A 23,815-nucleotide genomic window follows, 5' to 3' on the forward strand; every position below is an offset into this window, starting at 1 on the left:
CACAATTTAAATTATTTATTTACAGATAATTTATAATATAGACTTGGATCACAAAAGCCCAAAAACTTTCCCATAGAATTCAAATCCATCTGAAATTAAACAGTGTTATTTTTTATTTAAAGAGTGCCAATACATTTAATTACTTTATTTTAATAAGGTTAAATTTCTATTTTAAAACAATAAGTAAAGCAATTAAAGCAATCAGAATTCTTTATTTTTAATAATGTAAATCATAAAGAAAAAGGAGAGTAGTGATGAAAATTTCAGGTAATAAAAACCTATTACTGGCTATGCTTTTGGGGTCTTCCCCTTTTATTTATGCTGCGGAAAGCTACCCATTACTATTAAAAATGGATGATATAAACTACAGCATCGCTCAGGTTAAACAAAACAATCCGTTATATGAAAAATCGTATAAGAATCTGATAGATAAGGCAGATAAAGCACTAAAAAAACCACTGTACTCCGTTATGGATAAAAGTCTGTCGGCCGCCAGTGGCGATAAACACGACTATTACAGCTTCCCGCCTTATTGGTGGCCAGACCCAAGCAAGAAAGACGGCATGCCTTATTTGCGTAAAGACGGCGAAACAAATCCAGACGCCAATAGTGACGCCACCGATAAAAAACGCATGAACAGCCTAAGCGAAGATGTCTATTATTTGGCATTGGCTTATAGCTTTACCGGTAAGCCCGAGTACGCCGAGAAAGCACGGGATCAATTGGCTAACTGGTTTGTCAATCCAAACACCCGAATGAACCCGAATCTACAATATGCCCAAGCCATTCCGGGTATCAATGAAGGGCGCGGGATTGGTTTGATCGATAGCCGGGCACTGGTCGATGTGATTGATGCTGTCGAATTGATAAGACCAGCCAATGTACTTAATGATACCGACTATCAAGCAATCAAACTTTGGTATAAAGACTTTTACCAATGGATGACTACCAGCCAGAACGGTTTCGAAGAAGACAATTGGCATAATAATCACGGCACCTATTTTGATATGCAGGCCGCCTCCTTTGCTCTATTTAGCGACCAAAAAGCCGCCGCTCAAAAGCGCCTGGAGATAACTCAACTCCGTCGAATCCCCTCGCATTTTGATATGCAGGGCCGACAAAATGCCGAGTTGGAACGTACTCGTCCTTGGCATTACAGTAATTTTCATTTAGAAGCCTACAACAAGCTAGGCCGGTTGGGTGAGGTTGCAGACAAAGATATCTGGAACTTTTCTCTGGACGAGCACAGCCTGAAAAAAGGCTATCAATATGTGGCAGGTTTTATCAATAGCGACCAAGCCTGGCCGTATAAAGACTTGGATGGCCTACAAGATAAGAAAGCCTTGATCAATATGATAACCGCCGCCCGAGCTTACCCTGCTGACGGTGAGTTCCAGCAGAAAGCACAATATCTGATAGCAAAATACCCAGATGCCGTCGAAATCCTGCTTTATCCGATCACACAACCCCTGATCGCGCAAAAATAACTCTCGTCGAGGACACACCAGATATGAAGCAGTTTACGGATCGGCAGATGGCTAAAATCCGCCAGCGGGTTGTACGACAACAGGGAAATAGAGTGCAACAGCCGGAGATTATTGCCACGCTGATTGCGGATAATCGGGTGGTTTTGGACTCGGCAACACGGGTTCCTGCCACCGGTATCGCCACCTGGAATCATTACTATTATTGCCCGGATCACGGTGTGCGGCTGGAGTGGGATCGCGACTCACCCACTCAGCATCGTTGCCCGGTTGACTCTCAGTTATTCAGTGGCGAACCCTATGACGGTGCCTGGTGGCGGGCGCTTAATGGCCTGAATGCCAAAGCCTGTAATCAGCTAGGTCTGCTTTGGCAGTTAACTGGGGAGGTGTGTTACTTCAATAAAGTGCGGGACATTCTGATTAATTATGCCCGTCACTACCCTGATTATGAAGTTCACGGCGGTATTCCGTACAACGGGCCGGGTAAGGCCAATGCACAAACCCTGTGTGAGGCCAATTGCCTGCTCGATTTTGCTTTGGGTTATGATTTTATCTCCGATGCCCTCAGTCAGGAGCAGCGCGACTGCATCGCCGGGCGTTTATTGCGCGAAGGCGCAGATTTCCTGATGCAACACCGTACCCGCCAATTACATAACCATGAAGTTAAAATCAGCAGTGCGATCGCCGTGATCGGCCTGATTCTGGCAGAAGAGCACTATATTGAGTTTGCCGTCAACGCAGATTATGGCCTGCGTTATCAGTTGGAGCATGGGCTGTTCAGTGAAGGATTGTGGTTTGAAGGCTCAGTGCATTATCACTTTTATGCACTGCAAGGCTTCTGGTCATTTGAAAAGCTGGCTGCAGGTAGCCGCTATAGCCTACTTGCCCTGCCCTATTACCGCAATATGCTCAGTTTCCCGCTTCAACTGTTAATGCCAGACGGGACATTTCCACGAATTAACGATTGCACCGCTGGGCAAGAGCAGCTCAACCACGCTCATTTATATGAATTTGCTTTTAAAACTTATGGCAATGATGAATATGCCGCTGCCTTGCAACATATTTATCGCCAACAGCCGCGCTTAAATCTGGATGCCCTGCTGTACGGTGTTGAAGAATTGCCACCACAAATGATTGATGTCATACCGACAGACACACTGCATGCACCGGATTGCGGGCTAACAATTTTACGTCAGCCACAAGCAGGGCGCGCTTTGCTGGTAAAACACAGCCCATATGGTGGTGAACATGATCATTATGATCGGCTAAATTTAATTCTGTTTGAGCAAGGGCACGAGATCCTGCCGGATTTAGGCACCACGGGTTACGGTGCGCAACTGCATTATGGCTACTACAAAAATAGTGCAACTCACAATACGCTCAGTATTAACCAAACAAATCAACCGCCAGCAGTGCCGGTTATCCATCACTGGCATCAATCGGCTAACTTTAGTTGGCTGGATACAGAGGTTGATTGGGGAGAAACAGCACCCGAGTTGGATAGCCATACCCGGATTCAGTGGGACAGCGAATCCTATCGCGACGTAAAATTCCGTCGCCGTATTTTGTGGCTGGAAGATGCCATCATTGATATCAGTAATATCGCTAATCCACATCAACAACAATGGGATTGGACACTGCATATCGACGGAGTAGCAACAGAATTGATGGGTGAGAATTCAGTCTTCAATGACAGTGGCCCCATGCACTATTTGCATCAGGTTACTGCCCAGCCACTCAATGGTGTTATCCAGTGTTGCTATCAAACAGCAGCACACCCGCTATCACTTTGGCTGGCGGCCGATGCCACACTATTCCAAGGACTGGCACCGGCAAATCCGTCAGTACGTGATATCAGCTACCTGATTTTGCGTAATCGTCAACCGGAGGCTCAGGTGACATGTGTTTTTGATATGAACACCCATGATCCGTTACTGCACCTCCAGGTAGAGAATGATGGGCAGATATTGTCGCTCAAATTGACCCGTCAACAGCAGGTTATACAGATAAAAATCCCCGCTACCCGCACCGACCTACCGCTATTCAGTTAAACTTATTCGTGTCGGGGCAGCCATTGCCCCTCCTTCCCCATACTTATCTCTGAGCAGGGGATCATTGCCAGCATATCCTTCCTAATAATAGAGTCTTAGCCGAGAAACAGCCTAATAACGTGATTTAGCTAACATTTACCGCATAAGGTACATATGAATTTATATGCAGATTTTACGTATAAATTTGGATGTAACAAATAATTATGGATTAACAAATAAAATACAAAAACTATTAAGAACCCGCTCTCATTGCTAATATTGGATAATAATAAGCCTGCCAATGTATCCGTCGTGTTAAATATAACCTTACTGTTTTGCATAACATACAGTACAGTTTTGAATAAATAACGTTTAAAATGAATAAAATCGATAATTTATTCATTTTTTAGTCATATCACCTTTTAAAATCGGTAGAAAACATGATTTGAGTCACAGAATGAATAAGTGTTATGACTAAAATAGCCACCATCAGTTCATTGCTCGTAAACCTTGATTAAAAAATAGAGACCTTACGTAAATGGAAAATAACAACAAAAAAATGGCGCATATAAGGCGAACAACGCATTTAATGATGCCGGCACATCGTAGTTATTTTAACTTTTCTTATTATCACTATAGATAACATCCTCCCTGCGATGACATCCACTTTTATTGGATAGTCATTGTCTATGCACAATATTTAACAAATGCGAAAAGTGTTTACGACCTTTACGTTGAGTTAACTATTGTCTGCTTTCTCCGAAGAGACTAACACTCGGTTATATTTATACGTTTATCTGATTGTGGGTTTTTATTAACCAATCGATACTCAGCCTGTGTTATTCATCTTTCAGCAGAAACATAGCTATCCTGTAAAATTTACTGTCACCTTTGTCATTAATGCTAAATGACCAGAGGATCACTGCGTCTGAAATTCAGTCACGGTGTTACGCAGAAAGCAGCCAAGACTATTAATGAATATTATTTCATTGATATGGACTGCTATACCAAAAATTTAATGGAAATTAACTTAAATAAACCAACAAATAATGTAGGCGTAATTGTCACAGGCAATTTTAGTGCGACCAGCGCATGGAAACCGGAGCGTACACCATGACCTTATAAATCATGGCTACGTGAGGATTTCGAGCACTGCTCAACCTCAAAGTGACAAGTAAAATAGCCTCTTAAAATAAAAGAGAATTTATGATGAAAAAATTAAATATCGCGGCAAGTTTATCGGCAATACCTTGCTTTGAATCACAGCGCGAAGTCGTAGATGTTTTACATACCGATTTTACTGATATTGCAGCCGTGGTGCTTTCAGTTCAGGACATTAATAATGGTGTAATTGATAGCATTCATGAGTTGGGTTTAGAGATTCCAATTTTTGCCGCTGTCTGCTGTGAAGAAGAGTTGAATACCGATGTATTACCCTCTTTAAATGGGGTATTTGAACTGTGTGGTGACAATACTGATTTTTATGGTAAACAACTGGAATCAGCCGCAGAAAAATATGAAAAAGAGCTGCTGCCACCGTTCTTTAGTACATTAAAGAAATACGTGGAGATGGGTAATTCTACCTTTGCTTGCCCTGGTCATCAGGGTGGTCAATTCTTCCGTAAACACCCAGCGGGCCGCCAATTTTTTGACTTCTACGGCGAAACTATTTTCCGCTCTGATATGTGTAATGCCGACGTAAAATTAGGTGATTTGCTTATTCATGAAGGCGCACCTTGTGATGCTCAAAAACATGCAGCAAAAGTATTTAACGCCGATAAAACTTATTTCGTACTGAACGGCACTTCTGCTTCTAATAAAGTCGCTACCAATGCGCTGTTAGCGCGTGGTGACCTGGTGCTGTTTGACCGTAATAACCATAAATCCAACCATCATGGTGCGCTGATTCAGGCCGGTGCAACACCGGTATATCTGGAAACTGCCCGTAACCCATTTGGCTTTATTGGTGGTATTGATGCCCACTGTTTTGAAGAAAAATACCTGCGTGAACAAATCCGTAGCGTAGCACCTGATCGTGCTAACGAAGCGCGCCCATTCCGTCTGGCTATCATCCAACTGGGTACTTATGACGGCACCATCTATAACGCTCGTCAGGTTGTGGATAAAATTGGCCACCTTTGTGACTATATTCTGTTCGACTCTGCTTGGGTAGGTTACGAACAATTCATTCCAATGATGAAAGATTGTTCACCATTATTACTTGAACTGAATGAAAATGATCCGGGCATTATCGTTACTCAATCAGTACATAAACAACAAGCCGGTTTCTCACAAACGTCGCAGATTCATAAAAAAGATAAACATATTAAAGGTCAGGATCGTTACTGCAATCATAAACGCTTTAATAACGCCTTTATGCTACACGCCTCCACCAGCCCATTCTATCCATTGTTTGCTGCTTTAGATGTTAACGCAAAAATGCATGAAGGCAAAAGTGGTCAACGCATGTGGCTTGATTGTGTTAAGACCGGTATTGAAGCACGTAAAATGATCTTGAATACCTGTAATATGATTAAGCCTTTTGTACCGGTAGAAGTTGATGGCAAACTGTGGCAGCAATATGACACCGATGCCATGGCACAAGACTTACGCTTCTTTAACTTTATTCCTGGCGAAAAATGGCATGCATTTGAAGGTTATGAAGAGTCACAATATTTTGTTGACCCATGCAAACTATTATTAACCACTCCGGGTATTGATACTAATACTGGTGAATATACAGCATCAGGGATCCCAGCAACCATTCTGGCTAACTTCCTGCGCGAAAATGGTATCGTGCCAGAAAAATGTGACCTCAACTCGATCCTATTCTTATTAACGCCAGCAGAAGACTTGGCGAAAATGCAGCACCTGGTCGCACAAATTGCCCGTTTTGAACGTTTCATCGAAGAAGATGCAATGTTAAGCGATGTATTACCTACTGTGTATCGTAATAATGAAGCACGTTACAAAGGTTATACTATTGGCAAATTATGTCAGGAAATGCATGACCTTTATGTCAGCTATGATGTTAAACAGCTACAGAAAGAGATGTTCCGCAAACAGTATTTCCCTAAAGTTATGATGAATCCACAGGATGCCAATATTGAATTCGTCCGTGGTCATGCCGAATTAGTACCATTGTGTAAAGCCGAAGGTCGAATTGCTGCTGAAGGTGCGCTTCCTTACCCACCGGGAGTATTGTGTGTAGTCCCTGGTGAAGTTTGGGGGGGGGCTGCACAGCGTTATTTCCTGGCATTAGAAGAAAGTATTAATTTACTTCCAGGGTTTGCGCCTGAGTTACAAGGCGTTTATTTACAAGTCGACGAAGATGGTTGGAACCGTGCATACGGTTATATGATGAAGCAATAAGTTAACAATAATAAATTTATACCCAATTTAGTTGGCGTTACAGCCTGGCGGCAAACGAAATAATCCCGAATCACTGGTTAACATTAAGTGATTCGGGTGACAACTCTATTTGCGTGGTCCAAGTAGGATGGACCGAGTAATGATAATCGCCAACAAGGCTATAATTTCAAATAAAAAGGGATTTGACGACACCAATAACTCAAACCTGCGGGAATAAATTATTCCTGCAGTCTCTGAAATTAAAAAAGAGATAATAAAAATGAGTAAAACAAATAATAAGATGGGAGTAGTACAGCTAACAATTCTAACCGCCGTCAATATGATGGGGTCAGGAATAATTATGCTGCCAACCAAACTCGCCGAAGTCGGGACAATCTCTATCGTCTCATGGTTAGTCACCGCAATAGGTTCAATGGCACTGGCCTATGCCTTCGCCCAATGTGGGATGTTCAGCCGTAAATCCGGTGGTATGGGCGGCTATGCTGAATATGCGTTCGGCAAATCTGGCAACTTTATGGCGAACTACACCTATGGTGCTTCACTGTTGATTGCCAATATCGCCATTGCAATCTCAGCAGTAGGTTACGGCACTGAATTGTTGGGAGCGACACTAACACCACTGGGTATTTGTATTGCAACTATTGGCGTACTGTGGCTGGCAACGGTTGCTAACTTTGGTGGCGCGCGCATTACCGGGCAGATCAGTAGTGTTACTATCTGGGGGGTTATTATCCCAGTGGTCGGTATCTCAATCGTTGGTTGGTTCTGGTTTAGTGGTTCAGCCTATATGGCGGCCTGGAACCCACATGCAGTTCCCACTTTTGAAGCCATCGGCTCTTCTATCTCAATGACGCTGTGGGCCTTCCTTGGTCTGGAATCTGCTTGTGCCAATACTGATGCTGTCGAAAACCCTGAACGTAACGTTCCGATCGCCGTACTCGGTGGGACTTTAGGTGCAGCGGTTATCTATATCATCTCAACCAACGTGATTGCCGGTATCGTACCAAATATGGATTTGGCTAACTCTACAGCGCCGTTTGGCCTGGCGTTCGCTTATATGTTCACCCCTGCGGTCGGTAAAATCATCATGGCATTGATGATCATGTCCTGCGTGGGTTCATTACTGGGTTGGCAGTTCACCATCGCTCAGGTATTCAAATCCTCTGCTGATGAAGGCTTCTTCCCGAAAATTTTCTCAAAAGTCAGTAAAGCCGATGCACCCATCAAAGGGATGCTGACCATTGTTGTCATCCAGAGTGTGCTGTCCCTGATGACCATTAGCCCGTCACTGAACAAACAGTTCAACGTGCTGGTCAATCTGGCGGTAGTCACCAATATTATCCCTTATATTCTGTCGATGGCAGCGCTGGTCATTATCCAGAAAACCGCCAATGTGCCACCAGCCAAAGCGCGTAAAGCCAATATCATTGCCTTCATTGGTGCGATGTATAGCTTCTATGCGCTTTACAGCTCAGGGCAAGAAGCCATGACATGGGGTGCGATTGTTACCTTCCTTGGTTGGACACTGTACGGTTTGGTTTCACCACGCTTTGAGTTTGCAGCAAAAACCAAATAACTAGCCATAACCCTGCGGGTGGAAGGTCACTTCCCCCGCATATTTAACCAATCAGGTGCCAGTCGATAAAAAAATCAGGATACCGCAGCTGATTCCGGTAATAATGTTCCGCACCGCTACCCCCGGACTGGAATAAAATTATGTCGGACAGCCTATGGTATCTCTATCTACTGCGCACCCCCACTGGCATGCTCTATACCGGTATCACCACAGATGTAACACGGCGATTGGCCCAACATCAGGTAGGGAAAGGCGCGAAAGCGCTGCGAGGGAAAGGTGAGTTAACCTTGGTATTTCAGTGTGAGGCAGGGGATAGATCGACAGCATTGAAGTTAGAATATCGGGTGAAGCAACTCAATAAGCAGCAAAAAGAAAAGCTGGTAATTAGCCAGCCTTCTTCGTTGCTATCGTTACCTGGCGTTAAAAGCGATTAAACGGGGCAGAGAACACCACTTCACCATCAGCACCCGCCAGTGCATCTTCCGCCAACGCATAAACCTGAAAAGCCTCTTCAGTACTGGGCCAACGGCAGGTCAATTGATGACGAGCCGCTGGTACAAAACCGAAACGCTGATAATAGGCTGGAGAGCCTAGCACCACGACAGCGGCATAGCCAAACTCATTCAGAGAGTCTAGCCCTTCGTAGACCAGTTTTTCAGCCAAACCCTGGCGGCGCAACCCCTCCTCCACGGCCAGTGGTGCCAGTGCGACCCATTGACGGTCTTCACCCCCCACCTCAACCGGGCTGAATGCAGCATAACCAACCACACCGCCTTCATCGTCAGTTGCCACGATACCCAACGTCAATAAGCCATCTTCACGCAGTTGCTGTACCAGCTCGGCTTCTGCATCTTGCTTGAAGGCTTGACGCAACAGGGCGTCGATCCCCGGCGCATCCACCGGAATTTCAACCCGGATCAGCACGATGCTAATGTACGGGAAGCACTCGCCGCACCCTCTTGCTGACCTGCCTCGATAAATTCAGCCAGTTGTTGCAGGCCAACACGCAGTAGTGTTGGCATGGACTCCAACTCAATGGCATCCATTAGATTTTTGACATACAGACCCAATTCGGTATCCCCTTCAATTCGTAACCGGCGCTGGAAAAACAGCGTATCCGGATCTTCTTTACGGGCAGCGATCAAAATTAGATCGTTGGCATCACCGCTAAAGCTCACATCAGCTTCAGCCTGTTGGCTTACGACCAGCCTACCGTGTTCTACTGTCATAAACCATTGCAATGCGAGGTCTCGCACTTCAATCTTTAACCAGCGGGAGTCCAAAAATTCCAGTTCTCCGTCCAGCAGAGCCTGACGAAGTTGCCACCCCAGCACTTGCTCTATTACCTGACGTTTTAAGGCAAAGGGGGTCAATTTTAACGGACCCCGCAGTAGCGCCGGCCCTTGACGCACCAGACGTGCTCGTAGTTCTCCCAACACAGGCAGACTCCTTTTTGGTGATATCCCCTTTGTACTTGAAGCCGCAGGGGTGTTGGCTACCTGCAATTCCAATTACTTTGGGTATCAATCTGCATAAAATAAAGTTCTATTTTGCCACATTAGCAAAACCGGAAAGCGCGTTATATCGATAAATTTTGCACCAAGTTATCGCTGAAAGTATTGCTAAATATCAGAAGAATGACACCAATGCCAAAGAAACTGCCTTAAATCAAGGTCCGGGTGGAGCAGGTTAACTAGAATCGCCACTCGATAAAATTTTCATCGCCACGAATATCATCTTCGGATGGGGAACAATAATTGCCAGCGGTAACCTCAGCAAGGCGAGCCGTTGACTCATTCAGGAAAACTCTATGGAGCTGCTTTGTCCTGCCGGCAACTTACCCGCATTAAAGGCCGCCATCGATAATGGTGCCGACGCGGTTTATATTGGCTTGAAAGATGATACCAACGCCCGCCATTTCGCTGGCCTCAATTTCACCGATAAAAAGTTGCAGGAAGCGGTCAATTACGTTCATAGCCGCAAACGTAAACTGCATATCGCCATTAACACCTTCGCCCACCCTGACGGTTATTCCCGCTGGCAGCGGGCGGTGGATATGGCGGCACAGCTTGGGGCGGATGCCCTGATCCTGGCTGATTTGGCCATGCTGGAATATGCCGCCGAACGTTACCCGGAGGTTGAGCGCCATGTATCGGTACAGGCGTCGGCTACCAATGATGAAGCTATCCGCTTTTATCAACGTCATTTCGATGTGGCGCGAGTGGTTTTACCACGCGTACTGTCAATGCATCAGGTGAAACAACTGTCGCGTACCAGCCCGGTGCCACTGGAGGTATTTGCCTTTGGCAGCTTATGCATTATGGCTGAAGGGCGTTGCTACCTTTCTTCCTATTTGACCGGTGAATCACCCAATACGGTCGGAGCCTGCTCTCCAGCGCGCTTTGTTCGCTGGCAGCAAACCCCACAGGGGATGGAGTCTCGCCTTAATGAAGTGCTGATCGACCGTTATGAAGATAATGAGAATGCCGGTTATCCCACCCTGTGCAAAGGCCGTTATCGGGTGGACGGTCAGCGCTATCATGCGTTGGAAGAGCCAACCAGTTTGAATACGCTTGAGTTATTACCGGAGCTGTTTGCTGCCAACATTGCGTCAGTGAAAATTGAAGGCCGCCAACGCAGTCCAGCTTATGTCAGCCAGGTTGCCAAGGTCTGGCGACAGGCGATTGACCGCTATCAGGCCAACCCCTCGCAGTTTGTCGCCAAAGCGGAATGGATGGAACAACTGGGCGCAATGTCCGAAGGTACTCAAACTACATTGGGTGCTTATCATCGTAAGTGGCAGTAGCCGGAGGAAACATGAAGTACGCCTTAGGCGCAGTACTCTATTACTGGCCAAAAACTGATATCGAAACCTTTTACCAGGCTGCGGCCAACAGCAGCGCCGACATTATTTATCTCGGTGAGAATGTCTGTACCAAACGCCGTGAAATGAAGGTGGGTGACTGGTTGGCACTAGCTAAAGAAGTGGCTGCCAGTGGCAAACAGGTGGTAATTTCCACACTGGCGCTGCTGCAAGCACCGTCAGAGTTGAATGAATTAAAGCGTTATGTGGAAAACGGTGAGTTTTTGCTGGAAGCCAATGACCTGGGGGCGGTGAATATGGCCGCTGAACGTGGCTTACCCTTTGTTGCCGGCCATGCCCTGAATTGCTACAACGCTTATACTCTGCGAATTTTACACCGTCAGGGCATGATGCGTTGGTGTATGCCGGTTGAGCTATCACGTGACTGGCTGGTTAATGTGCTGCAACAGTGCGAAGAGCTGGGGTTCCGCAATCAGTTTGAGGTAGAAGTATTGAGCTACGGCCACCTGCCGCTGGCTTATTCTGCCCGTTGCTTCACCGCGCGCTCAGAAGACCGAGCCAAAGATGAGTGTGAAACCTGCTGCATCAACTACCCACAAGGGCGGCCGGTATTATCACAAGAAGACCAACAGGTATTCATCCTAAACGGTATTCAAACCCAAAGTGGCTACTGCTATAACCTCGGTAATGAACTGATTTCCATGCAAGGATTAGTGGATATCGTGCGACTCTCTCCGCAAGGTCTAGATACGCTGACAGTTATCGAGCAGTTCCGGGCTAATGAGCAGGGATTGAGCCCACTCATCTTGACCGATAAAGCCGACTGTAACGGCTACTGGCGGCGTCTCGCGGGGCTGGAATTGGTGTCATAAGAACCCATCGGGCGTAGCACTACGCCCGTATCACTCTATGCGCAGGCATTCTTACCCAGTCACTCGATATAGCTACTACCACGAATCGTAGGGTCCATGGCGTTCTCTTTTTCATCGCTTCAATCATCCTTTTGCCGCCGCATTTATTCCCCCTTGCCAAACCACGATTTAGATTATGCTTTTATAGGTGATAGTCGCGCACTGTATGTGGCTTCTTATGTGCGTATTAATGCGGCTAGCCCCCTGTTTGGATTAATAAATTAGTGCGTTCGCCCTTCAAGCGACTCGACATAAGGTTAAGATGGACGATTCTATGACTGACAAAAAGACAGTTCCGCTTTCAGTGCTTGATTTATCGCCGATAGCGCAAGGCAAGACACCACGAGAGGCTTTTCATGCTTCGCTGAGTCTGGCTCAACATGCTGAAAAGTGGGGATATCACCGCTATTGGCTCGCTGAGCATCATAACATGACAGGTATTGCCAGCGCGGCGACCTCAGTACTGATTGGCTATATTGCCGGAGGTACCAAGAGCATCCGTGTCGGCTCCGGCGGCGTCATGCTACCTAACCACTCACCACTGGTGATTGCAGAACAGTTTGGTACCCTCGCCTCTCTCTACCCAGACCGTATCGATCTCGGCCTTGGCCGTGCTCCCGGCAGTGACCAACGCACCATGATGGCACTACGCCGCCATCTGTCCGGTGAAGTGGATAACTTCCCCGCCGATGTTGGCGAACTGCAAAACTACTTTGCTGAAGTACAACCGGGGCAAGCGGTACAAGCCGTGCCTGGGCAGGGTTTGCATGTTCCATTGTGGCTACTGGGGTCCAGCCTGTATAGCGCTCAATTGGCTGCGGCCATGGGCCTGCCGTTCGCCTTCGCCTCACATTTCGCACCAGATATGTTATTCCAGGCGCTCAAGCTCTATCGGGAAAACTTCAAGCCGTCCATTCAATGGCCAAAACCCTATGCTATCGTTTGTGTGAACGTGGTGGCCGCAGATAGCGAGCGCGATGCCCATTTCCTGTTTACCTCCATGCAGCAGCAATTTGTCAATTTACGCCGCGGCACGCCAGGTCAACTACCGCCACCAGTAGAAAACATGGATAATATCTGCTCACCCGCCGAACAATTTGGTGTCGATCAGGCGCTACGCCTATCTATTATTGGTGATAAAAGTAAAGTGCGGCATGGGCTTCAGTCATTACTGCGGGAGACCCAGGCTGACGAATTGATGGTGAATGGCCAGATTTTCGACCATCAGGCACGACTATATTCATTTGAAATAGTTGCCGGATTACAGCCAGAGTTACAAGCTGTTGAGCACCTATAACCCGCCAACTGAAGCAAAATTATAGACATAAAAAAACCAGCCCAAGGGCTGGTTTTTATTTTTAATCATCAGAAATGATTAAGACTTATGCGTCACCAAAACGACGGCGAGTAGGTGCTGCTGCTGGCGCTGGCGCATCTTCACGACGCGGAGCTGCTGAGCGCTGACCATCACGGTTGCCACGACGTTGTTCGCCACCACCGGCTGGAGCACGGTCACTACCGAATGAACGACGAGGAGGAGCACCTGCTGCGCCATCACGACGTTCGCCACCGAATGAACGGCCACCACCACCACGACGCTCACCACCGGCACCAGCACCACCAGCAGGACGCTCACGGCGTTCATGTGGCTGCGCATCACCCAACAACTGCATGTTCAGCGGTTTGTTCAGGATACGGGTACGGGTGAAGTGAGATAACATTTCGCCCGGCATGCCTTTTGGCAACTCGATAGTTGAATGCGAAGCAAACAGCTTGATATTACCAATGTAACGGCTGCTGATGTCGCCTTCGTTAGCAATCGCGCCAACGATATGACGAACTTCAACACCATCATCACGGCCCACTTCAATGCGGTACAGTTCCATCTCACCAACATCACGACGTTCGCGACGTGCTGGACGCTCACCACCATCACGGCTGTCAGCGCGGCTGTCAGGGCGAGGCTCACGACGACTGTCACCACGATCACGGCCACGATCGCTACCACGGTCATCACGGGAATTGAATTCACGCTGCGGACGACGCGGAGCTTCTGGTGGCAGAATCAGAGGACGTTCGCCCTGTGCCATTTTCAGCAGTGCAGCAGCCAGGGTTTCGAGATCAAACTCTTCTTCTGGTTGCAGCTTAGCCAGCAATGCACGGTACAGGTCCAAATCACTGCTTTCCAGCTGTTGGCCAACTTTAGCAGCAAACTGAGCTAAACGACGTTCACCCAACAATTCGGGGTTTGGCAACTGAACTTCTGGAATAGTCAGTTTCATGGTGCGTTCAATGTTTTGCAACAGACGGCGTTCACGGTTCTCAACGAACAGCAACGCACGACCAGCACGACCGGCGCGACCAGTACGGCCGATACGGTGAACGTAAGACTCTGAATCCATAGGGATATCATAGTTTACGACCAAGCTGATACGGTCAACATCCAAACCACGTGCCGCAACGTCAGTTGCAATCAGAATATCCAGACGGCCATCTTTCAGGCGGTTCAGTGTCTGCTCACGTAAAGACTGGTTCATGTCACCGTTCAAGGCAGCGCAGTTATAACCGCTACTTTCCAAGGCTTCAGCCACTTCCAGTGTGCCATTTTTGGTACGCACGAAGATAATAGCTGCATCGAAGTCTTCAGATTCCAGGAAACGTACCAGTGCTTCGTTTTTGCGATAGCCGCCACCCACTCTCCAGAAGCTCTGGCTGATGTCAGGGCGGGTAGTCACGCTAGACTGAATGCGGACTTCCTGTGGATCTTTCATAAATTTACGGGTAATACGACGGATCGCATCTGGCATAGTCGCAGAGAACAGTGCGGTCTGATGTTCAGCCGGCATCTGCGCCAGAATGTTTTCGACGTCTTCGATAAAGCCCATACGCAGCATTTCATCTGCTTCATCCAACACTAAACCGCTCAGGTTGGACAGGTTAAGAGTACCGCGTTTCAGGTGGTCTAACAGACGACCTGGGGTACCAACAACAATTTGTGGCCCCTGGCGCAAAGCGCGTAATTGAACGTCATAACGCTGGCCGCCGTAAAGGGCTACAACGTTGACGCCATTAATGTGTTTAGAGAAATCAGACAATGCCTGTGCGACCTGAATAGCCAACTCACGGGTTGGTGCCAGCACCAGAACCTGTGGAGCTTTCAGCTCAGCTTTAATATTGTGTAACAGCGGCAAACCAAACGCGGCTGTTTTACCACTGCCTGTTTGCGCCATGCCGAGAACATCACGGCCGTTTAACAGGTGTGGGATACATTCCAACTGGATAGGAGATGGTTTTTCATAACCAAGATCAGTCAGAGCAGAAAGAATAGGAGCAGATAGCCCCAGATCAGCAAAAGAGGTTTCAAGCTCAGTAGTCATGTACACGTGCCTCATTAATAATGGCAGCCAGTCTACATAACTCGTCGAGAAAATTTTCAGTCATTTTCATTGAAAAGTGTGAACCGGCTCAAATTAGATTATAAAACGAACAAAAAGGCCATCACCTGTTAGGGTGATTAACATTGGTAAAAACCAAGGTAGTCAGGCTAATAGTTGTTCGTCAGCTATTGCTGGTCCGATTCCGATAGGTCGTCTTGTTCTTGGCCCAAAAGCGCCAATTCCAACAATGCATAGCGGTGCTCAACAAAATTATGAACGTTGTTAGCTACCGTCAGTTTGAACAGCGCCGAAGCGGTGTCCTTGTCCCCCAGACTTAGGTAATGTTTACCTAAATAGAAGTCAGTTTCACTGAGATGCTCAGCGAGCGAAGTGTTATCCATTGCATCTGACTTGAGCCTTTCCATCAGCGTTTTTTCGCTGATCGTGCCCAAGTAGAATTCGACAATATTCCATCCCCATTGCCCTCTGTCCGATTTTTCATAGCGCTGTTGTAACGCTACTGCAGCCGCCTTGGGATCGATTTCTCTTTCCACCAGATACAGCCATAACGAACGGAAGGGATCATTTGGATCGTCTTGATAAAACGCCTGCAGATCATCCTGCGCCAACGGGAGTCGACCGCCATAATACAGAGCGATACCCCGGTTTAAACGCGCGTAATTGTAAGTTGGATCAAGCTCTAGTACAGAATCAAACGCTTCATAGGCAGCATCAAAATTGCCTGCCTGCGTTAAATAAATGCCCAGATAGTTAAAAACTTCTGGCATATCAGGACGAATAGCTAACGCTTGCGAAAAATCATTTCGCGCTAGTGCCCGTAGCCCGAGGCTATCATACAGCACTCCGCGCTCATATAAAAGCTGCGCGCGCTCATCATCCGTAAGTGCCCGACTTGCAAGGATTTGTTCCATGCGAGCCAGAATCACTTCCTGCTGCAACGTAGGTTGCAACGGGATAGCCAACACCTCGTCTTTACGCCAATCATGGTTGCTGCATCCTGCCAGCATGAGTGCTGTCGCAACGTAACACCAGCGCAAGAAAGGCTTCATTTCCTACTCCCGAAGACAAACATTGGATAAATATCCTTTCATCCATTTGTTTAACACAAGAGCATCCTGCCCTCGAGATAACACAGCCCCTCACCAGAGGTAAGGAGCTATGGAATACTTTATTACTCTGCTGCTTCTGGTGCCGGAGCTTCTGCGTCAGGAGTAGTGGCTTCTTTGATGCTCAGGCGGATACGGCCCTGGCGATCAACTTCCATTACTTTAACTGGCACTTCTTGGCCCATTTGCAGATAGTCAGTCACTTTCTCTACACGCTTGTCAGCGATTTGAGAAATATGAACTAAACCTTCTTTACCGCCGCCGATTGCCACAAATGCACCGAAATCAACGATACGAGTTACTTTACCCGCATAGATACGGCCCACTTCGATTTCAGCAGTGATTTCTTCGATACGACGGATAGCGTGTTTCGCTTTATCGCCGTCGGTTGCTGCAATCTTAATGGTGCCATCATCTTCGATTTCAATGGTAGTGCCAGTTTCATCAGTCAGCGCACGAATCACAGAACCACCTTTACCGATCACATCCTTGATTTTCTCAGGATTGATTTTCATGGTGTAGATACGTGGAGCAAACTCAGAGATATCACCACGAGGTGTGCTGATAGCCTGTTCCATAACACCCAGAATGTGCAGACGCGCACCCTTGGCCTGGTTCAGAGCCACCTGCATGATTTCGCGGGTAATACCTTCAATTTTAATGTCCATTTGCAGTGCAGTAATACCGTCACGGCTACCGGCCACTTTAAAGTCCATGTCGCCCAAGTGATCTTCGTCACCCAGAATATCAGACAGAACAACAAAGTTTTCGCCTTCTTTAACCAGACCCATCGCGATACCCGCAACAGCGGCTTTAATTGGCACACCTGCATCCATCAGGGCCAAAGAAGCACCACAAACAGAAGCCATTGAGGAAGAACCGTTAGACTCGGTGATTTCAGAAACCACACGAACAGTGTAAGGGAACTCGCTCGGGCTTGGCATTACTGCCAGTACACCACGTTTCGCCAGACGGCCATGGCCAATCTCACGACGCTTAGGTGAACCAACCATACCTGTTTCACCAACACAATATGGAGGGAAATTATAGTGTAGCAGGAATGAGTCAGTACGCTCACCCATCAGCTCATCAATATTTTGCGCATCACGGGCAGTACCCAGTGTTGCAGTAACCAGCGCCTGAGTTTCACCACGGGTGAACAACGCAGAACCATGGGTACGTGGCAATACACCAGTACGCACATCCAGACCACGGATCATGTCTTTTTCGCGGCCATCGATACGTGGCTCGCCACGCAATACGCGGCTACGAACGACGTTTTTCTCAACATCGCCCAGAATGTCATGAATCTCGCTAGCATCTAAAGATTCATCTTGTGCCAACAGCGCTTCAGTGACGTCAGCTTTAATAGCATCAACCTGAGTATAGCGCTCTTGTTTCTCAGTGATACGATAAGCATCACCCAGACGAGCTTCTGCCAGCTCAGCAACACGCGCGTGCAGCGCTTCGTTAACTGGCTCTGCATGCCAATCCCACTTAGGTTTGCCAACTTCAGCAACCAGAGCGTTGATATTCTCAATCACAACTTGTTGTTGTTCGTGGCCGAAGATGACCGCGCCTAACATTTGATCTTCAGACAGAATCTGTGCTTCTGATTCAACCATCAATACTGCGTCAGCAGTACCGGCAACAACCAGATCCAAGCGGCTCTCTTTCAGCTCATCGGTCGTTGGGTTCAGCACATACTGGTCGTTGATGTAACCAACACGAGCAGCACCAATTGGGCCGTTAAATGGAATACCTGACAGGCTCAGCACCGCTGAGGCACCAATCAGTGCCACGATGTCTGGGTTAACTTGTGGGTTAACAGAAACAACGGTCGCAATCACCTGCACTTCGTTCAAGAAGCTGTCTGGGAACAGTGGGCGGATCGGACGGTCAATCAGACGTGAAGTCAGTGTTTCGCCTTCACTTGGGCGGCCTTCACGACGGAAGAAGCTACCTGGGATACGGCCAGCAGCGTAAGTACGCTCCTGATAATTAACGGTCAGAGGGAAGAAGCTCTGACCTGGCTTGGCTTTCTTTTGGCCAACAACAGTCACAAATACTGCGGTGTCGTCCATGCTTACCATTACAGCAGCCGTTGCCTGGCGAGCCATCATACCGGTTTCAATGGTAACGGTATGTTGACCGTACTGGAATTTACGAATAATCGGAGTCAGCAAAATAGTATCCTTATACTATGCGGTGCCGGATCGTATTGACGACCTCATCCACCTGTTACTAATATCTTCACACTGCATCCTCGCGACTAATGACAATCCTTAACTCTAATTGAGTTAAAGTCTCTCATTAGCCGCGCGAACCTCTGCACCGGAAGATCCTATTTATACCCGTCATCTTTCGATATGTAGCTGTGTTGGCTGCGTTCAATCAGCCGAATCACTTACTTATGTAAGCTCATCGGGACTCTTTCGCTTGCCGCCTTCCTACATCTCGAAATCTATTGGGTAGACAAATCCTATAGAACAACAACAATATACTAACGTATTTTATCATTGCTTCTTAGAAAAAAGGGGCCAATTTGGCCCCTTTCTCCCGAAACTCGCAGACTTAGCGACGCAGACCCAGACGCTCGATCAGGGAAGCATAACGTGCTACATCTTCACGCTTCAGGTAGTCCAGCAGCTTACGACGCGTGGATACCATACGCAGCAGACCACGACGGCTGTGGTGATCTTTTTTGTGCTCGGAGAAGTGACCTTGCAAATGGTTAATTTGAGCAGTCAACAGAGCAACCTGAACTTCGCTTGAACCGGTGTCATTGGTACCGCGACCGAAGTCAGCAACAATTTTAGCTTTCGCTTCAACACTTAGAGACATGATACAACTCCAAATATATAGATAAATTAAAACAGGCGCCGATCTCTAATTCAGCAACCCAATATGTAAGCCGCACTATTCTACTCTTTGCACTGCGGAATCGCAAGGTAGCCGCCTTCCTGCAACTCGAATTATATAGAGTATGGCCTACAGTGCATCTTCCTGCGCCTCTACTACCAGGCGTTTGGGTGCAACACGGCCATCCTCTGCGATAGTGCCGATACCAATGAAGTTACGCTCTTCGCCTTCAGTGATACGGACCATACCTTCGCTTGGCGCGCCAGCAACATGCACCGGTTGCCCTTGCTTTACATAGGCTGCAACAGCAGGTAACAGATTGACTTCAGGGAAGTTTAATACTGCACTGTCCATCGGTAGCAACAGTAAATCCAGCTCTGGATTTGGTGAGCGCTCTTCTGCCTGTGCCACTTCAACTATGGCAGTCAACTGCTCTAAAGTCACCATGCGATCACTTGGGTAAGCGGCCACTTGCAAACGACGCAGATAGCTAACATGTGCCCCACAGCCTAATAATTCACCCAAATCATCAACAATAGTGCGAATGTAGGTACCTTTTGAGCAATGAATTTCCAGCTCAAGATCATTGCCTTCCCAGCGGATAAACAGCAATTCATACACGGTAATGCTACGGGCGTCGCGCTCTACTTCAATCCCCTGCCGGGCATATTCATACAACGGTTTACCTTGATGCTTCAGTGCCGAATACATGGAAGGTATCTGCTGGCTATCGCCGCGGAAACTATCCAGAGCAGCATCCATCTGCGCCTGAGTGACGTTAACTTCACGCTCACTGATTAACGCACCTTCGGCATCCGAAGTATCTGTGCGCTGGCCCAAACGGGCAACCACCAGGTAGCGCTTATCAGAATCCAGCAAGAATTGAGAGAATTTGGTCGCTTCACCAAGACAGATAGGCAACATACCGGTCGCCAGTGGATCGAGTGCACCGGTATGGCCTGCGCGGTTAGCGCTAAAGAGACGTTTTACTTTCTGCAAAACGTCATTAGAGGAGAGGCCCAGCGGCTTATCCAATAACAGAACGCCGTTAATGTCACGGCCGCGACGACGTGGACGCCCCATTACTTCTCCTCGTCGTTACCTGGATTAACCTGACGTTCTACATCATTTTTGATGACGTTAGTCACCAGGTTAGACATCCGCATGCCTTCAATCAATGAGTTATCATAAGCGAAGGTCAGTTCCGGTACGATACGCAAGCGCATCGCTTTACCCAGCAGAGTGCGGATATAACCAGAGGCATCTTGCAGTGCTTTAATGCCATTTTTAACTGTATCCGGGTCTGCGTTATCGGTTAACACATTCAGGAAGGTCACAAAGACTTTAGCGTAAGCCAAATCACGGGACAGCTCGATACCGGATACGGTAGCCATGCCAACACGTGGGTCTTTGATTTCGCGTTGTAAGATGAGTGCGATCTCTTTTTGCATTTCCTGCGAAACACGTTGAGAACGGCTGAATTCTTTTGCCATTTGGATTCTCCAGACAAATTGGGGGGCCAAGGCCCCCCAAATGGATATAAGCAGATCTGAGGCGATTAATCGATAGTACGTTTGATTTCGATAATTTCGAAGACTTCGATCACATCACCAGTACGGACGTCGTTATAGTTCTTAACGCCGATACCACACTCCATACCATTACGAACTTCGTTAACGTCATCTTTGAAGCGGCGCAGAGATTCCAGCTCGCCTTCATAGATAACCACGTTGTCACGCAGAACACGGATTGGATTGTTACGCTTAATCACACCCTCAGTAACCATACAACCTGCAATGGCGCCAAATTTCGGTGATTTAAACACATCACGAACTTCAGCCAGACCAATGATTTGTTGTTTGTACTCAGGTGCCAACATACCACTCATCGCCTGTTTGACTTCGTCGATCAGGCTATAAATTACTGAGTAGTAACGTAGATCCAGACCTTCAGTTTCAACGACACGACGGGCTGAAGCATCAGCACGAACGTTAAAGCCAAGGATGATTGCGCCAGAAGCTGCGGCCAGTGTTGCGTCAGTTTCGGTGATACCACCAACGCCTGAGCCAACAATACGCACTTTCACTTCATCGGTAGACAGATTTTCCAGTGAATCACAGATAGCTTCACAAGAACCCTGTACGTCAGACTTGATTACGATGTTCAGTTCAGAAACTTCGCCTTCGGTCATGTTAGCAAACATGTTTTCCAGCTTAGATTTCTGCTGACGAGCCAGTTTGACTTCGCGGAATTTGCCCTGACGGTACAGTGCAACTTCACGAGCTTTCTTCTCATCACGAACCACGGTCACTTCATCACCGGCAGCAGGAACACTGGACAGACCCAGGATTTCAACCGGAATAGACGGACCAGCAGACGTGATATCACGGCCCAACTCGTCACGCATCGCACGTACACGGCCATACTCAAAGCCACACAGTACGATATCACCTTTGTTCAAGGTACCTTTCTGAACCAGCACGGTAGCAACAGGGCCCCGGCCTTTATCCAAGAAGGATTCGATAACCACACCGTTTGCCATGCCAGTACGAACTGCTTTCAGTTCCAGAACTTCAGCTTGCAGCAGGATTGCGTTCAACAATTCATCAATACCGATACCAGCTTTCGCAGATACGTTGATGAACTGAGAGTCACCGCCCCACTCTTCTGGCTGGACACCGTACTGAGACAGCTCGGTTTTAACGCGGTCTGGATCAGCTTCTGGCTTATCGATTTTGTTCACTGCAACCACAACCGGCACTTTCGCCGCTTTGGCATGCTGAATAGCTTCGATAGTCTGTGGCATCACGCCATCGTCGGCTGCAACAACCAACACCACGATATCAGTCGCCTGAGCACCACGGGCACGCATTGAAGTAAACGCGGCGTGTCCTGGGGTATCCAGGAAGGTGATCATGCCGTTTTCAGTTTCAACGTGATAAGCACCGATGTGCTGTGTAATACCACCGGCCTCACCTGACGCCACTTTCGTGGAGCGGATGTAATCCAGCAGAGAGGTTTTACCGTGGTCAACGTGGCCCATGATGGTCACAACCGGAGCGCGGTGCTCGGCTGCGGCTTCAGCACCAGTATCACGGTCGCTCATCAAAGCTTCTTCCAGTTCGTTTTCACGACGCAGAATCACTTTGTGGCCCATCTCTTCAGCAACCATCTGTGCTGTTTCTTGATCGATAACCTGGTTAATGGTTGCCATAGCACCCAGTTTCATCATTGCTTTGATGACCTGAGAGCCTTTAACAGCCATTTTGTTTGCCAGTTCAGCAACTGTTACAGTCTCACCAATCACAACATCGCGGTTAACCGCAACAACAGGCTTGTTGAAGCTCTGTTGCAGTGTGCTTGGTTTACGTTTGCCTTTACGGCCAACAGCACGTGCTTCTTCACGATCAGCTTTAGACTCGGAGAGTTTATTGCCTTTTTTCTGCTTAGTTGCTTTACCACCACGAGTGCGGCTACGGCGATCACCTTCAACTTTGGCGTCGTTTTCGTCTTCCGCGGCGCGCGCATGTTGTGAGGTGGTTACATGGTAGTCAGCAGACTCAGTCTGCTCAGCCACAGGTGCTGGCCATTTACCTTCGTTTTCGGCTGCCATTTTACGGGCTTCCTCAGCAACGCGTTTAGCATCTTCCTCGACCTTACGGCGTGTTTCTTCTTCTACTGAGCGTTTCAGCTCGGCAGCTTCAGCTTCACGGCGTGCTTTATCGGTCTGAGCTGGCTTGATTTTTTCGTCGGTTTGTTGATTCGTCACTTTTTCTTTTTCCGCTGCTTGGCGTTTAGCTTTTTCAGCGGCCTCACGTTTGGCTTGTTCTTCGGCCGCACGTTTAGCTTTTTCTTCAGCGATTTTCTGCGCTGCTGCTTCCGCTTCACGTTGTGCCTGCTCTTCCGCTTCACGCTGTGCCTGCTCTTCCGCTTTAGCTTGTTCAGCTTCCGGCGTATTTACATAAGTGCGTTTCTTGCGGACCTCGATTTGCACCGATTTACTTTTTCCGCCGGTGCTCGGAATATTCAAGGTGCTACGCGTTTTGCGTTGCAACGTGAGTTTATTAGGCGCACTACCGTGTTCACGGTTTAAGTGCGCCAGCAATGTTTCTTTTTCTTGCTGGGTAACTGAGTCTACTTCAGACTTCTTGATCCCTGCATCAGCAAATTGCTGTACCAGGCGATCAACTGGGGTCTGAATCTCAGCTGCCAGCGATTTTACGGTTACATCTGTCATGCTGTTCCTTCCTGC

The 23,815-nt window shown here is 47.7% G+C and carries 19 protein-coding genes; 9 read left to right on the forward strand and 10 right to left on the reverse strand.

All coding sequences use genetic code 11. From position 1 onward, the window contains the following. Positions 1–251: 251 nt before the first annotated feature. The 6 genes from V2A84_RS16575 to V2A84_RS16600 all read left to right on the forward strand — a co-directional run bounded on the left by V2A84_RS16575 (position 252) and on the right by V2A84_RS16600 (position 8,896). Positions 252–1,487 carry an alginate lyase family protein gene (locus V2A84_RS16575; protein WP_193784742.1) on the forward strand — a complete coding sequence of 412 codons (1,236 nt, stop codon included), beginning with the start codon at positions 252–254 and terminating at the stop codon, positions 1,485–1,487. A 23-nt stretch (positions 1,488–1,510) separates the two neighbouring features. Beyond that, entirely contained in the window at positions 1,511–3,535 is a 2,025-nt protein-coding gene (locus V2A84_RS16580) for a heparinase II/III domain-containing protein (RefSeq protein WP_083160878.1), read from the forward strand. A gap of 538 nt (positions 3,536–4,073) precedes the next feature. After that, positions 4,074–4,157 carry a leader peptide SpeFL gene (gene speFL, locus V2A84_RS16585; RefSeq protein WP_223300551.1) on the forward strand — a complete coding sequence of 28 codons (84 nt, stop codon included), beginning with the start codon at positions 4,074–4,076 and terminating at the stop codon, positions 4,155–4,157. Positions 4,158–4,723: 566 nt separating this feature from the next. Further along, positions 4,724–6,886: an ornithine decarboxylase SpeF gene (speF, locus tag V2A84_RS16590; protein WP_102970570.1), complete on the forward strand. Its 2,163-nt coding sequence runs from the start codon at positions 4,724–4,726 to the stop codon at positions 6,884–6,886. A gap of 259 nt (positions 6,887–7,145) precedes the next feature. Next, a complete protein-coding gene (potE, locus tag V2A84_RS16595; protein WP_102970482.1) occupies positions 7,146–8,462 on the forward strand; it encodes a putrescine-ornithine antiporter in 1,317 nt (438 codons plus the stop codon). A gap of 140 nt (positions 8,463–8,602) precedes the next feature. After that, on the forward strand, positions 8,603–8,896 hold the full coding sequence (locus V2A84_RS16600; RefSeq protein ID WP_083160882.1) for a GIY-YIG nuclease family protein: 294 nt from the start codon (positions 8,603–8,605) through the stop codon (positions 8,894–8,896). Here the strand turns inward: V2A84_RS16600 and V2A84_RS16605 are convergent. Together V2A84_RS16605 and ubiT are read right to left on the reverse strand one after the other, a co-directional pair. Continuing rightward, a complete protein-coding gene (locus V2A84_RS16605; protein WP_083160884.1) occupies positions 8,883–9,386 on the reverse strand; it encodes a GNAT family N-acetyltransferase in 504 nt (167 codons plus the stop codon). The genes V2A84_RS16600 and V2A84_RS16605 overlap by 14 nt on opposite strands. Beyond that, a complete protein-coding gene (gene ubiT, locus V2A84_RS16610; RefSeq protein ID WP_083160886.1) occupies positions 9,380–9,901 on the reverse strand; it encodes a ubiquinone anaerobic biosynthesis accessory factor UbiT in 522 nt (173 codons plus the stop codon). Before ubiT ends, V2A84_RS16605 begins: the two co-directional genes overlap by 7 nt. Positions 9,902–10,272: 371 nt before the next feature. On the opposite strand from ubiT, the gene ubiU reads away from it, so the two are divergent. The 3 genes from ubiU (at position 10,273) to V2A84_RS16625 (ending at position 13,494) form a co-directional block, all read left to right on the forward strand. Next, positions 10,273–11,268 carry a ubiquinone anaerobic biosynthesis protein UbiU gene (gene ubiU / locus V2A84_RS16615; RefSeq protein WP_083160887.1) on the forward strand — a complete coding sequence of 332 codons (996 nt, stop codon included), beginning with the start codon at positions 10,273–10,275 and terminating at the stop codon, positions 11,266–11,268. Between the two features lie 11 nt (positions 11,269–11,279). Next, positions 11,280–12,158, forward strand: a complete 879-nt coding sequence (locus V2A84_RS16620; RefSeq protein ID WP_083160888.1) for a U32 family peptidase — start codon at positions 11,280–11,282, stop codon at positions 12,156–12,158. Between the two features lie 313 nt (positions 12,159–12,471). Then, positions 12,472–13,494, forward strand: a complete 1,023-nt coding sequence (locus V2A84_RS16625) for a luciferase-like monooxygenase (RefSeq protein WP_083160889.1) — start codon at positions 12,472–12,474, stop codon at positions 13,492–13,494. 85 nt (positions 13,495–13,579) lie between these two features. Here the strand turns inward: V2A84_RS16625 and V2A84_RS16630 are convergent, their stop codons facing one another. The 8 genes from V2A84_RS16630 to infB form a co-directional block, all read right to left on the reverse strand. Then, positions 13,580–15,574 (reverse strand): DEAD/DEAH family ATP-dependent RNA helicase, encoded by a 1,995-nt coding sequence (locus V2A84_RS16630; RefSeq protein ID WP_083160890.1) that lies wholly within the window; start codon positions 15,572–15,574, stop codon positions 13,580–13,582. Beyond that, the gene (gene yrbN, locus V2A84_RS16635) at positions 15,564–15,644 is read right to left on the reverse strand and encodes a protein YrbN (protein ID WP_096335046.1); all 81 of its coding nucleotides are present in this window, start codon (positions 15,642–15,644) and stop codon (positions 15,564–15,566) included. Before yrbN ends, V2A84_RS16630 begins: the two co-directional genes overlap by 11 nt. 115 nt (positions 15,645–15,759) lie before the next feature. After that, complete coding sequence (gene nlpI / locus V2A84_RS16640; RefSeq protein ID WP_083160891.1) at positions 15,760–16,644, reverse strand: lipoprotein NlpI; 885 nt, start codon at positions 16,642–16,644, stop codon at positions 15,760–15,762. Between the two features lie 122 nt (positions 16,645–16,766). Next, positions 16,767–18,887, reverse strand: coding sequence for a polyribonucleotide nucleotidyltransferase (pnp, locus tag V2A84_RS16645; RefSeq protein ID WP_083160892.1), 2,121 nt, complete (start codon positions 18,885–18,887; stop codon positions 16,767–16,769). A gap of 388 nt (positions 18,888–19,275) precedes the next feature. After that, entirely contained in the window at positions 19,276–19,545 is a 270-nt protein-coding gene (gene rpsO, locus V2A84_RS16650; RefSeq protein ID WP_050085613.1) for a 30S ribosomal protein S15, read from the reverse strand. Between the two features lie 147 nt (positions 19,546–19,692). Then, the gene (gene truB / locus V2A84_RS16655; RefSeq protein WP_083160893.1) at positions 19,693–20,646 is read right to left on the reverse strand and encodes a tRNA pseudouridine(55) synthase TruB; all 954 of its coding nucleotides are present in this window, start codon (positions 20,644–20,646) and stop codon (positions 19,693–19,695) included. After that, positions 20,646–21,056: a 30S ribosome-binding factor RbfA gene (gene rbfA / locus V2A84_RS16660; RefSeq protein WP_032816249.1), complete on the reverse strand. Its 411-nt coding sequence runs from the start codon at positions 21,054–21,056 to the stop codon at positions 20,646–20,648. The genes truB and rbfA overlap by 1 nt, the downstream gene beginning before the upstream one ends. 65 nt (positions 21,057–21,121) lie before the next feature. Continuing rightward, the gene (infB, locus tag V2A84_RS16665) at positions 21,122–23,800 is read right to left on the reverse strand and encodes a translation initiation factor IF-2 (RefSeq protein ID WP_083160894.1); all 2,679 of its coding nucleotides are present in this window, start codon (positions 23,798–23,800) and stop codon (positions 21,122–21,124) included. Between the last annotated feature and the right edge of the window lie 15 nt (positions 23,801–23,815).

It is taken from the genome of Yersinia sp. 2553 StPb PI, assembly GCF_052217105.1.
Lineage (GTDB): Bacteria > Pseudomonadota > Gammaproteobacteria > Enterobacterales > Enterobacteriaceae > Yersinia > Yersinia enterocolitica_E.

Excerpts from the sequence above, each read along its gene's own strand:
- V2A84_RS16625 (WP_083160889.1), top strand. The coding sequence starts at position 12,472 with ATGACTGACAAAAAGACAGTTCCGCTTTCAGTGCTTGATTTATCGCCG.
- speF (WP_102970570.1), top strand. The coding sequence starts at position 4,724 with ATGAAAAAATTAAATATCGCGGCAAGTTTATCGGCAATACCTTGCTTT.
- truB (WP_083160893.1), bottom strand. The coding sequence starts at position 20,646 with ATGGGGCGTCCACGTCGTCGCGGCCGTGACATTAACGGCGTTCTGTTA.
- ubiU (WP_083160887.1), top strand. The coding sequence starts at position 10,273 with ATGGAGCTGCTTTGTCCTGCCGGCAACTTACCCGCATTAAAGGCCGCC.
- rpsO (WP_050085613.1), bottom strand. The coding sequence starts at position 19,545 with ATGTCTCTAAGTGTTGAAGCGAAAGCTAAAATTGTTGCTGACTTCGGT.
- speFL (WP_223300551.1), top strand. The coding sequence starts at position 4,074 with ATGGCGCATATAAGGCGAACAACGCATTTAATGATGCCGGCACATCGT.
- potE (WP_102970482.1), top strand. The coding sequence starts at position 7,146 with ATGAGTAAAACAAATAATAAGATGGGAGTAGTACAGCTAACAATTCTA.
- V2A84_RS16600 (WP_083160882.1), top strand. The coding sequence starts at position 8,603 with ATGTCGGACAGCCTATGGTATCTCTATCTACTGCGCACCCCCACTGGC.
- V2A84_RS16580 (WP_083160878.1), top strand. The coding sequence starts at position 1,511 with ATGAAGCAGTTTACGGATCGGCAGATGGCTAAAATCCGCCAGCGGGTT.
- V2A84_RS16620 (WP_083160888.1), top strand. The coding sequence starts at position 11,280 with ATGAAGTACGCCTTAGGCGCAGTACTCTATTACTGGCCAAAAACTGAT.
- V2A84_RS16630 (WP_083160890.1), bottom strand. The coding sequence starts at position 15,574 with ATGACTACTGAGCTTGAAACCTCTTTTGCTGATCTGGGGCTATCTGCT.
- yrbN (WP_096335046.1), bottom strand. The coding sequence starts at position 15,644 with ATGAAAATGACTGAAAATTTTCTCGACGAGTTATGTAGACTGGCTGCC.
- rbfA (WP_032816249.1), bottom strand. The coding sequence starts at position 21,056 with ATGGCAAAAGAATTCAGCCGTTCTCAACGTGTTTCGCAGGAAATGCAA.
- infB (WP_083160894.1), bottom strand. The coding sequence starts at position 23,800 with ATGACAGATGTAACCGTAAAATCGCTGGCAGCTGAGATTCAGACCCCA.
- nlpI (WP_083160891.1), bottom strand. The coding sequence starts at position 16,644 with ATGAAGCCTTTCTTGCGCTGGTGTTACGTTGCGACAGCACTCATGCTG.